Genomic DNA, 11,034 nt, shown 5'->3' with positions numbered 1-11,034 from the left:
AGTTCGCGCAGGTGGCGCAGGGCGGGGCCGGGTGCGGTGGGCGGCCGGGTGAGCGCCGCGGCCAGCGCGGCGGCGTCCGGTTCGCCCTCGGGGGTGCGGACGATGCCGTCCAGGAGGTGTACTTCGGCGCTCGGGTCGGCGTCCAGCAGCGCCGCGGCGGCCCGGCGGCGCAGGGCCTCGGGATCGCCGTCGACGGCGGGGACCAGGTAGGCCAGCAGGCCGGGGCGGCCGTTCTCGTGCTCGACGGGCAGCAGCGCGCAGTCGGCGATCTCGGGGCGTAGCAGCAGCCGGGCTTCCAGGGTGCGCAGCCGGCCGTGGTCGGGACCGGTGGGACTCATGATTTCGGCACCTTTCGGATCGGTGCCGGGGCGCGGGTGTGGGCCGCCCCGGGTCAGGGAGGGGGAGCGGAGGTGAGTGGCGCGTACGGCGCGGGGGCGCCGGGTGTGCGGAGGTGTGCGGGTACGCGGGTGCGCGGAGGTGTCCGCGGACGTGCGGTGGTGTGCGGTGGCGGGTGGAGGTGTGCCGTCTGCTCAGCGGCGGCGGCGGGCGCGGGCGACCATCACCAGGAAGGCGAGCGCCAGCACGATCGGGACGGCGTGTGAGACGCCGACCACGGTGAGCGGGCTGAGCACCGCGAGCAGCGAGCCGCTCAGCAGCATCCCGGTGCCCATGCCGACGTTCTCGGCGGAGGTGAGGATGCCGAAGGCCTCGCCGCGCCGCTCGTCGGCGAGGGCCTGGATCCGGGTGGTGTAGGAGATCTCGGTGAAGCCGTCGCCGAGGCCGGCGCCGATCGCGACCAGCAGGAAGAGCGGGGTCGGCAGGTCGGTGAAGACCAGGATGAAGCAGGCGGACATCAGACAGGTGCCCAGCGCGAAGCCGCGCTCGCCGGGCTCGATGCCCCGGCGCAGCATGAACCGGGAGACCAGCTGCTGGGCGCCGAGGTTGCCGATCGCCCAGGTGGCCCAGAAGGTGCCGAGCAGGGCGGCCGGGTTGTCGGGCGACGACTGGTTGGCGAAGACCGGCAGGCTGATGTTGTGGGCGGAGGAGCCGAAGGCGTCCAGCAGCCGGATCCCCGCCATGGCGCCCACCACGGGGGCGGCCCGCAGGACGACCAGGGCCTGCCACCGGGGGCGGCGCTTGCCGGTTGTCGGGGCGGGGTCCTCCGGCGGGGCCGCGGGCTCCTCCGCCTTCGCGGCCCGGGTGGGCAGCGGCAGCCGGACCACCAGTGCCCCGAACAGGACGAAGCTGGTCGCGTCGATGAGCAGCGCGGCCCGGAATCCGGCCCAGGCCACCACCACGCCCGCGGAGGCGAAGCCGAGCACCATCGCGGTGGAACGGCAGCTCGCCATCAGGCTGTTGGCGCGGGCGCGGCGTTCGGCGCCGACCATCTCGGGGATGCTGGTCCGCAGGGCGACGGCGGCCACGGCGGCGGCGCCGCCGAGGACCACGGCGAGCGGGTAGAGGACGGGGATGCGCAGCGAGGCCGGGACGAGGGCGACGACGACCAGCGCCAGCGCCTGGGCCAGGGCGCAGCCCGTCATCAGCCGCCGGCGGTCCAGCCGGGCCACCAGCCGTCCGGCGACCAGCCCGCCGGCGAGGCCGCCGGACAGTCGCAGGACGAGGTACCCGGCCGTGCCGAGCGCGTTCCCGGAGGCCTCGTAGGCGAACAGACTCAGCGCGACGAGGTCGAGCTGGCTGCCGTAGGTGTTCAGGGCATCGCCCGCGGCCAGCCGGTAGAAGGGCCGGGGCAGCTTGGTCGTGGCGAGTTGCGGTGCATCCAGTGCGGTGTCCGGCACGGTATTCCCCCCGGGGACGCCGTAGGGCGGCTCAGTGTGACATTGCACCGCAACCTAGAGGTGACCGGTCCGTAGATCAATACCGAGATCGTCTCCTGTCCGAAAGATCGTGAACTCGGCCGACTTACTGTCACCTTTTACGCCACGCTGGCCAGTTGTTGGCGTACGGACAGGCGTGGGATGTGGGTGGGGGCGGGCGCGGGGTGGGATCAGCTGCGGCCGAACAGCCTGCCGAGCCAGCCCTTGCCCTTGCGGCCCTGCTCGGCGCAGTCGCACCGGGCGGACTTCGGCACCCCGGCCAGGACCTGCTCCACGTGCATTCCGCACCCGGCGAAGCCCGGCTTCCCGCAGGTGCGGCAGGCGACTCGTCGGCACATGTCGTGCTCCGTTCTCCGGGCTCCCAGGGGCGGAGCCATGCCGCCAATATACCCCACCCCGTATTCGTGAGGTCGGATTCGTCCGGCCGCCGGGGTCGGAGCGGCGGCGGGGCGAAGCCGTGGCGCGGAGAGCGGAGGGGAGGGGGCCGTGGTGCGGAGAGCGGAGGGGAGGGGGCCGTCAGGCCGTCTCGGGGCGGGCCGGCGGGATCGCGTAGGTCAGCGTGGCGCTGGCCACCAGGACGTCGTCGGCGTCCAGCAGTTCGGCCAGCACCACGCACAGCCGGCGCCCGAACTTGGCCGTCCTGGCGTGCACGCGCAGCGCTCCGGGCCGCGGCCGGTTGAGGAAGCTGATCTGCAGCGAACTGGTCAGCGCCATCAGGGTGGGCCCGAGCCGGGCGTTGATCAGGAGGAACGCGGCCAGGTCGCACAGGCCGGCCTGCTCCGGGCCCGAGACGGTGCCGCCCGGGCGGGTGCGCAGCCGGTCGCCGTCCACGGCCATGGTGAGGGTCCGGCCGTCCACCCCGGTCACCCGGCAGGCGGCGTAGTCGGGGAACTGGTCGGTGATCAGGTCATTGAGCTGATCGGGGCCCAGGAGGACGTCGACGGTGGCGACCGCCGTGTTCGAGTCGGTGGTCATGGGGCTCAGCGTAACCGTCTGCCCGGTGGTGCGCCCGGGGCGGTCCAGGCCCGCTTCCGGCCAGCTTCGTTTGCCGTGGTCAACCGCCAAGATCCGTTGCGGCCATGATAATTGCGCATGTCCTGGCGGTGTCGTGGCGGCCGGAACCGGCCGCTCCGGTGCCGTCCGGTGGCCGAATCCGCTCGGCACGATTCGTAAGGGACCTTGTTCGGCCCAAAATGCAGCACCTACTCTCCGAGGAAGTTCAGCGGAGCCGATGCGGAACTCCGCCGGCCGCTGGGGGGCGGCGTCATTTTCCTTGTGGTCGTCAGGGGCCTCGGTGGAAAACGGGCCCCCACCCGTTCATGCCCGACCATGTCCTGCTTCAGAGTCCTGCTTCAGAGACGGGGTGTTGCGCCATGGGTATTTCCATTCTGGACGACGAGGCGGTGGTGGTCCGTACTCCCGACGAGTTCCTGGCGATGCCGGAGGAGTACCGGGAGATCGCCATCCGCGGCATGGTGGTCAACACCGAGGGGGAGCTCTCCGGCGGCGACGACTACGTGCAGGTCTTCCTGCCGCTGGCCCCCGACGCGGAGGAGCGGCAGGTCTGCGCCGAGCGCGCCGCCGAGGAGTACGACCACTACAAGATCGGCAAGCGGGTCCTCGCGGAGGTCGGCGTGGACACCACCTACATGGAGAAGCAGACCCTGGCCGATCGGAACCTGTTCCGCGCCCAGGAGTTCCACACCTGCACCACCTGGGCCGAGCGCGGGATCTTCTCCTACATCGGCGAGGAGACCGCGATGGTGATGATCTCCGAGTTCGCGCAGAGCAGCTACCGGCCCTGGGCCGACGCGGTGCGCACGATCATCCTCGACGAGAAGGTGCACATCGCCCACGGCGCCCGGGTGTGCCGCAACCTCGCCGCCACCGACGACGGCCGCGAGCAGCTCCAGCAGGCCCTGGACCGGCTGTGGCCGACGTTCATCCGGATCTTCGGCAGCCCGCGCTCCGAGCGCGCCAGGCTGGCCGTCCGCTTCGGCCTGCGGCAGACCACCAACGGCGAGGCCTGCGACCTGTGGCGGGAGAAGGTCACCCCGCGCATCAAGAACCTGGGTCTGCGCCTCCCGGAGTAGCGGGAACAGCAGCACGCCGATCCCGCCACTCCCGAGGAGCCCATCGCCATGGCAACACCCGTCACCATCGAACAACGCCCGCTGAGCCGACGCGAGGCCAAGGCGCGCACCGCCGAACTCATCGCCGACCGGCCCGACCTGGCCGAACGCCTGCACCGGCTGCGCCGGCTCGGGCGCGAGGTCCGCTCCTGCGAGGTCCACCTCACCAACACCTGCAACATCCGCTGCAAGGGCTGCTGGTACTTCGAGGGCGGCTTCGACACGGCCGTCAAGGAGCTGTCCGACCTGGACCGGATCCGGGCCTTCGCCCGCAAGCTGGCGGACGACGGCGTCAACCAGGCCACCCTGATCGGCGGCGAGCCCACCCTCGTCCCGCGCCGGGTCGAGGCCTTCGTCGAACAGCTGCCGTACATCACCATCTCCACCAACGGCCTGCGCCCGATGCCCAAGCAGGGTTTCGAGAAGATCGCCATCGCGGTCAGCATCTTCGGCGGCGGCCCGCTCGACGACGACCTGCGCGCGATCCGGGTCAACGGCTCCAAGTTCACCGGCCTGTTCGACACCGCGCTCAAGCACTACCGCGACGACCAGCGGGTGCTGTTCATCTACGCGCTCTCCGAGGCCGGGGTCGAGCACATCGAGCCCACCGTGCGGAAGATCGCCGAGAACGGCAACATCGTCACCTTCAACTTCTACAGCGAGCACGGCACCGAGACCCCGCTGAAGATCGCCAACGAGCAGCGGGTGCTGGACGAGGCGCAGCGGGTCAAGGACCTGTACCCGCAGGCGGTGGTGAGCCACCCGTACTTCATCCGGACCCTGGTCACCGGCCGGACGCATTGGGGCGGCCGGTTCGGCTACGACGTCTGCCCGAGCCTCAGCGTCGACGCCCCCGAGCACGAGGACCGCGTCGCCAACGGCAACCCGGTCATCCCCGGCTTCAACGTCTGGGGCGCCGACTACGAGTCGCTCCAGTTCTGCTGCACCTCCGGCGACTGCGGCGGCTGCCGGGACAGCCAGGCCGTCTACAGCTGGCTGGTGGTCAGCGCCAACCGCTTCCTGGACGACGCCGCCCGGCTGGAGCAGTGGCTGGACATCGCCGAGAGCTACTGGCAGCAGTGGCACTGGTCCCCGTACCACGCCACCAAGGCCGGCCCGGCGCTCTGAGCCCGCCCCCCTGCCCGCCGCCCGTACGGCACCGCCCGTACGTCCCCCGCACCGCCACCGCCGCCCCGCGCGGACGAGGAGAGCCATGCCCGACACACTGGACCGCACCGCCATCGAGAACTTCGTCGTCGACGCCCTCGTCGACCTCGGCGTCGAACGCGAGGGCATCGTCGACGACGCCGCCCTGGACGAGCTGGAGATCGACTCGCTCGACATGGTCGAGCTCAGCCAGTCCATCCGCAAGCAGCTGGGCATCCCGGTGAAGCCCAAGGACTTCGACCAGCTGTACACCGTCGGCGAGGTGCTCGACCTGTGCCGCCGGAAGGCCGGGCTGGAGTGAGGCCCCGGGCCGTCGTCACGGGCCTGGGCGCGGTGACCCCGCTGGGCGTGGGCGCCGACGAGCTGCACCGGCGGGCGGTGGCCGGCGAGAGCGGGCTCGCCGACGGGCTCGGGCTGTGCCGGGACTTCCGGCCCGCCGACCACCTGTCGCGCCAGCAGATCCGCCGCACCGACCGCTTCACCCAGCTCGCGCTCGTGGCCGCCGCCGAGGCCCTGGCCCAGGCGGGATGGACGGACGGCCCGCCGCCCTACCCCGCCGAGCGGGTCGCCTGCGTGGTGGGCTGCGCGCTCGGCGGGACGGCGAGCTTCGAGACCCAGGCCGAGGTGCTCCGGCAGCAGGGCGGGGAGTTCGTCTCCCCGCTCATGGTGCCCGCCATGATGGCCAACGCCGCGGCCTCGCAGATCGCCCAGCGCCACGGCCTGCGGGGCGAGGCGCTCTGCCTGGCCTCGGCGTGCAGCAGCGCCACCCAGGCGATCGGCACCGCCCTGCTGCTGCTCGCCGCCGGAGCCGCCGACGCCGTGGTGGTCGGCGGCGCCGAGGCCTCCACCTCCGAGCTGGTGCGGGCCGCCTTCCGCACCGCCGGGGCGCTCTCCGAGAGCGGCCGCTCGGTGCCCTTCGACCGCGACCGGGACGGCCTGCTGATCGGGGAGGGCGCCGGAATCCTGGTCCTGGAGACCGAGGCCGGGGCCGCCGCCCGCGGCGCCGCCGTGCTCGGCGAGGTGCTCGGGTACGGCTCCACCTGCGACGCCCACCACCTGACCGCCCCGGACCCGACCGGCGGGCCCGCGGCCCGCGCCGTCACCCTGGCGCTCGAAGCGGCCGGCGTCGCCCCCGGGCAGCTCGGCTACCTCAACGCCCACGGCACCGGGACCGTCCTCAACGACAGCTCCGAGTGCGAGGCGCTGCGCCTGGCGCTCGGACCGGCCCTGGACGCCGTCCCGCTCTCCTCCACCAAGTCCTGCACCGGCCACCTCTTCGGCGCGGCCGGCGCCGTGGAGGCCATCGCCACCCTGCAGGCGCTGCGCCACGCCACCGCCCCGCCCACCGTCGGGCTGCGCGAGCCCGACGAGAAGCTCGGCCCGCTGAACCTGATCCGCCACGCCACCCCGCTCGCCGCCCCCGCCCTGCCCGGCGGCCGGCGGGCCGGGCTCTCCACCTCCTTCGGGTTCGGCGGACACAACGCGGCCCTGGTGCTGGCGGCGGCCGACGCACCCGGTACGACCGGTACGACGAAAGGCCAGGAGTGATGCTCGGCTTCCACGGACGCCGCTATCTGATCACCGGGGTGCTCAACGAGGACTCCATCGCCTGGCACACCGCCAGGGCGCTCCAGGAAGCGGGCGCCGAGGTCCTGCTCACCGGCTTCGGCCGGGCCCGGCGGATCACCGAACTGGCCGCGGACGTCCTGCCCCGCCCCGCCGAGGTGCTGGAACTGGACGTCACCCGGCCCGAGGACTTCGCCCGGCTGGCCAAGGAGCTGGAGCAGCGCTGGGGCGGGGTCGACGGCGTGCTGCACGCCGTCGCCGCCGCCCAGCAGACGGCGCTGAGCGGCAACTTCCTCACCACCCCGCCGGAGGCCGCCGGCCTCGCGCTGCGCACCGCCGCCGTCTCCCTGCACTCGCTGGCCACCGCGCTCGCCCCGCTGCTCAGCGCGGACGGGCGGCGCGGCAGCGTCGTCGGACTGGACTTCGACGCCAGCGGCGCCTGGGCCGGCTACGACTGGATGGGCGTCAGCAAGGCGGCGCTCGGCGCGGTCTGCCGGTACCTGGCGATGTACCTCGGCCCGTCCGGCATCCGGGTCAACCTGGTGGCGGCCGGCCCGGTGGAGACCGTCGCCGGGCAGGCGATCAGCACCTTCGACCGGATCGCCGACCGCTGGCAGGCCGAGGCCCCGCTCGGCTGGGACCGCACCGACCCCGCCGTGGTGGTCGGACCGGTGCTGTTCCTGCTCTCCGACCTCGCCGCCACCGTCAGCGGGGAGATCCTGCACGCCGACGGCGGGATGCACGCCGTCCGGATGGGCACCGGACCGGCCTTCGCGGAAGGAGGCGCGGCATGACGCCCGCCATCGTCGGGGTGGGCGCCGCCCTGCCCGAACGCGTCGTCCCCAACGCCTACTTCGAGCGGATCGGCGCCTCCCCGGAGTGGATCGTCAAACGGACCGGCATCGAGGAGCGCCGCTTCCTCCCGCCGGACGGCCGGCTCGCCGACCTCGTGGTGGCCGCCGCCGAACAGGCGCTGCGCAGCTCCGGGCGCACCGCGGCGAGCATCCGGCACGTCGTGGTCGCCACCATCACCCCCGACCGGGTCACCCCCGGGGTGTCGGTGGAGGTCGCCGCCCGGCTCGGCATGCCGCAGGCCACCGCCTTCGACCTGCACGCGGCCTGCGCCGGGTTCGTCTATGGCCTGGACCACGCCGCCGCGCTGATCGAGACCGGCCGGGCCGGGGCGGTGCTGGTCTGCGGCGCCGACGCGCTGACCCGGATCACCGACCACGAGGACCGCGGCACCGCGGTGCTGCTCGCCGACGGCGCCGGCGCCGCGGTGGTCGCCGACGTGCCCGGCGCCCCCGACCCGTGCTTCTCGCTCGGCAGCGACGGCGAGCAGATCCCGCTGCTCTACGCCGACCGGGACGACCGCAAGCTGCGGATGGACGGCCGGGAGGTGTTCGACCACGCGGTGGAGAAGATGTCGGAGGCCACCCGGGAGGTGCTCACCCGGCGCGGCCTGACCTGCGAGGACCTCGACCTGTTCGTGGCCCACCAGGCCAACGCCCGGATCGTGCGCGCGGTCGGCAAGGAGGTCGGGCTGCCCCCGGAGCGGCTCTACCTGAACGTCCACCGGGTCGCCAACACCTCGGCGGCCTCGATCCCGCTGGGCCTGACCCACGCCCGCGAGGAGGGCCTGCTGGACGGCCCGAAGCTGCTCGGCCTGGCCGCGTTCGGCGCGGGCATCACCTGGGGCGCCGGGGTGATCGGCTGGCGGCCCGGCGCCGGCGGGGAGGCGGCGGCGTGAAGACCCCCCGGTTCCCCGTGATCGCCGAGATCGCCGCGCCGGACGGGGCCCGGATCACCGTCCGGGCGCTGGCCCGGCCGGAGCCGGCCGCCCCGGTGGTGGTCGTCCTGCCGGCGATGGGGACGGCCGCCCGGCACTACACCCCGCTGGTCCGCGCCCTGCACGCGGCCGGCCTCAGCGTGGCCATCTGCGACCTGCGCGGCCACGGCGAGAGCCGGCCGGTGCCCCGGCACGGGGTCGCCTTCGGCTTCCGCGAGCTGGTGGAACAGGACTTCGGGGCGGTGCTCGACGCGGTGGCCGGGGCCTTCCCGGGCGCGCCGCGCCTGCTGCTCGGGCACAGCCTGGGCGGGCAACTGGGCCTGGTGCACTGCGGGGTGTTCCGGCCCCGGCTGGCCGGCGCGGTGCTGGTGGCCAGCGGATCGGCCTGGTACCGGACCTTCGGCGTACGGGCGGGCCTGCGGCGGCTGGCGCTGAGCCAGTTCTCGATCGTCGCCTCGGCCGTGGTCGGCCACTGGCCGGGCGAGCGCTTCGGCTTCGGCGGCCGGGAGTCGCCCCGGCTGATGCGGGACTGGGCGCGGCAGATGCGCACCGGCCGCTACCGGGTGCGCGGCGCGGTCACCGACTACGAACGGGCGCTGGCCCGGGTCGACCTGCCGGTGCTGGCGGTGGACGTGCAGGGCGACGAGCTCGCCCCGCCGCGGGCCGTCGACCACCTGTGCGCCAAGCTGCCCTCGGCCCGGGTGGAGCGCTGGAGCTACACCGCCGAGCAGGCGGACGGCCGGGCGTTGGACCACTTCCGCTGGATCCGGCACAACCGGGGGCTGGTGGAGCGGATCGCCCCGTGGATGCTCGCCGCCGCCGAGGCCGCGGGCGGTGCCGCGCCTGCCGAAGCCGGGGCGGACACGGCTCCGCACGGCGGCGTCCGCCCGACCGTATAGGGACCAGACCGAGGAGTGCCCGCATGTCCGTCGCCCCCGCCCCGTCCGACCGCAGCGCCGACCTGCCGCCCGGCGCCCCCGGCCTTCCGCACGGCACCCCCGACCTGCTCACCGCGACCGCCGCGCGCTGCCCGGCCCACCCCGTCCTGCGGCTCGACGAGGAGGTGCTGAGCTTCGCCGACCTGGAGGCGCGCAGCGCCCGGGCCGCGCACTGGCTGGCCGCGCTCGGCGTCGCGCCCGGCGACCGGGTGGCCGTCCTGCTGCCCAACGTGCCGGAGTTCGCGGTGCTGTACTACGGCATCCTGCGCGCCGGGGCGGTGGTCGTCCCGATGAACCCGCTGCTGAAGGCCCGGGAGATCGAGCACTGCCTCGGCGACGCCCGGCCCGCCGTGCTGCTCGCCTGGCACACGGGCGACGAGGAGGCGGCCGAGGGCGCGCGGCGCACCGGCACCCGGCTGGTCGCCGTCGAGCCGGCCGCCCTGGCGGCGGCGCTCGCGGAGCAGCCGGCCCACCCGCCGACCGCCGCCGGGGGCCGCGGGGGAGAGGACACCGCGGTCATCCTCTACACCTCCGGCACCACCGGGGCGCCCAAGGGCGCCGAGCTGACCCACCGCAACATCGTGTGCAACGTGCGGGCCGGGGTCCAGGTGCTGGGCCTGGTCGAACGGGACGTGATCTTCGGCGGGCTGCCGCTGTTCCACTCCTTCGGCCAGGTGATCGGCCTCAACTGCGCGGTGGCCGTCGGGGCCTGCCTGACCCTGGTGCGGCGCTTCGACCCGCTGGCCGCCCTCGCGGTGATCCAGCGCGACCGGGTGAGCGTCTTCCTCGGCGTCCCGACCATGTACACCCTGATGCTGACCCACCCCCGACGCGCCGGGCACGACGTCTCCTCGCTGCGGGTGTGCCTGGGCGGCGGCGCGCCGATGCCGCCGGAGGTGCTGCGCGGCTTCGAGACCGACTTCGACTGCGTGGTGCTGGAGGGCTACGGGCTGTCCGAGTCCTCGCCGCTGGCCTGCGCCAATCGCAGCGACCGGGAGCGGACCGCGGGCACCATCGGCATCCCGGTCGAGGGGGTGCGGATGCGGATCGTCGACGAGTCCGGCCGGGAGGTGCCGGACGGCACGGTCGGGGAGGTGGTGATCCGGGGCCACAACGTGATGAAGGGCTACTGGGGCCGCCCGGACACCACCGCGCGGACCGTCCGGGACGGCTGGCTGCACACCGGGGACCTCGGCACCCGCGACGAGCGGGGCGACTTCCGGATCGTCGACCGCCGCAAGGACGTCATCATCCGCGGCGGCTTCAACGTCTACCCGAGGGAGGTGGAGGACGTGCTGTACGAGCACCCGGCGGTGGCCGAGGCCACGGTGATCGGCGTCCCCCACCCCACCCACGGCCAGGAGGTGGCCGCCGCCGTGGTGCTGCGCGAGGGCGCCGCGGCGACCCCGGAGGAGATCCGCGGCTTCGTCCGGGAGCGGGTGGCCCCGTACAAGTACCCGCGGCTGGTCTGGACGGTCGACGCGCTGCCCAAGGGGCCGACCGGCAAGATCCTCAAGCGCGAGGTCGTGGTGCCCGCCGCCGAGCCGGGCCGGCCCGGGAGCTGAGCGGGCCCGCCCCGGCTGATCGGGCCCGCCGGAGCCGAGCGG

At 74.2% G+C, this 11,034-nt stretch carries 11 protein-coding genes and 1 pseudogene; 8 read left to right on the top strand and 4 right to left on the bottom strand.

The features are described from left to right. The 4 genes and pseudogenes from AE652_RS17460 to AE652_RS17450 all read right to left on the bottom strand — a co-directional run. A pseudogene (locus tag AE652_RS17460) lies at positions 1-338 on the bottom strand (hypothetical protein); the annotation flags it as partial. Between the two features lie 192 nt (positions 339-530). Next, positions 531-1,796 carry an MFS transporter gene (locus AE652_RS17455; RefSeq protein WP_049652429.1) on the bottom strand — a complete coding sequence of 422 codons (1,266 nt, stop codon included), beginning with the start codon at positions 1,794-1,796 and terminating at the stop codon, positions 531-533. Between the two features lie 209 nt (positions 1,797-2,005). Then, positions 2,006-2,173 carry a hypothetical protein gene (locus AE652_RS47385; protein ID WP_181970379.1) on the bottom strand — a complete coding sequence of 56 codons (168 nt, stop codon included), beginning with the start codon at positions 2,171-2,173 and terminating at the stop codon, positions 2,006-2,008. Positions 2,174-2,351: 178 nt separating this feature from the next. Then, on the bottom strand, positions 2,352-2,810 hold the full coding sequence (locus AE652_RS17450) for a PaaI family thioesterase (RefSeq protein WP_049652428.1): 459 nt from the start codon (positions 2,808-2,810) through the stop codon (positions 2,352-2,354). Positions 2,811-3,208: 398 nt separating this feature from the next. Between AE652_RS17450 and AE652_RS17445 the strand changes: the two genes are divergently transcribed. From AE652_RS17445 to AE652_RS17410, 8 genes are all read left to right on the top strand, one after another. Beyond that, positions 3,209-3,928, top strand: coding sequence for a Phenylacetic acid catabolic protein (locus tag AE652_RS17445; protein ID WP_181970378.1), 720 nt, complete (start codon positions 3,209-3,211; stop codon positions 3,926-3,928). 48 nt (positions 3,929-3,976) lie between these two features. After that, positions 3,977-5,095 carry a radical SAM protein gene (locus AE652_RS17440; protein ID WP_049652427.1) on the top strand — a complete coding sequence of 373 codons (1,119 nt, stop codon included), beginning with the start codon at positions 3,977-3,979 and terminating at the stop codon, positions 5,093-5,095. 85 nt (positions 5,096-5,180) lie between these two features. Then, positions 5,181-5,435, top strand: a complete 255-nt coding sequence (locus AE652_RS17435) for an acyl carrier protein (protein WP_049652425.1) — start codon at positions 5,181-5,183, stop codon at positions 5,433-5,435. Continuing rightward, the gene (locus tag AE652_RS17430; RefSeq protein ID WP_049652424.1) at positions 5,432-6,682 is read left to right on the top strand and encodes a beta-ketoacyl synthase; all 1,251 of its coding nucleotides are present in this window, start codon (positions 5,432-5,434) and stop codon (positions 6,680-6,682) included. Before AE652_RS17435 ends, AE652_RS17430 begins: the two co-directional genes overlap by 4 nt. Next, positions 6,682-7,494, top strand: a complete 813-nt coding sequence (fabI, locus tag AE652_RS17425) for an enoyl-ACP reductase FabI (protein ID WP_181970377.1) — start codon at positions 6,682-6,684, stop codon at positions 7,492-7,494. Before AE652_RS17430 ends, fabI begins: the two co-directional genes overlap by 1 nt. After that, the gene (locus AE652_RS17420) at positions 7,491-8,450 is read left to right on the top strand and encodes a 3-oxoacyl-ACP synthase III family protein (RefSeq protein WP_049652421.1); all 960 of its coding nucleotides are present in this window, start codon (positions 7,491-7,493) and stop codon (positions 8,448-8,450) included. Before fabI ends, AE652_RS17420 begins: the two co-directional genes overlap by 4 nt. After that, positions 8,447-9,388: an alpha/beta fold hydrolase gene (locus tag AE652_RS17415; protein WP_049652419.1), complete on the top strand. Its 942-nt coding sequence runs from the start codon at positions 8,447-8,449 to the stop codon at positions 9,386-9,388. Before AE652_RS17420 ends, AE652_RS17415 begins: the two co-directional genes overlap by 4 nt. A 23-nt stretch (positions 9,389-9,411) precedes the next feature. Continuing rightward, positions 9,412-10,992 carry a long-chain fatty acid--CoA ligase gene (locus tag AE652_RS17410; protein WP_082345794.1) on the top strand — a complete coding sequence of 527 codons (1,581 nt, stop codon included), beginning with the start codon at positions 9,412-9,414 and terminating at the stop codon, positions 10,990-10,992. The last annotated feature ends 42 nt before the right edge of the window (positions 10,993-11,034 follow it).

The organism is Kitasatospora sp. MY 5-36, from assembly GCF_001182915.1.
Lineage (GTDB): Bacteria > Actinomycetota > Actinomycetes > Streptomycetales > Streptomycetaceae > Kitasatospora.
This window is presented reverse-complemented; position numbering and strand designations above follow the sequence as displayed.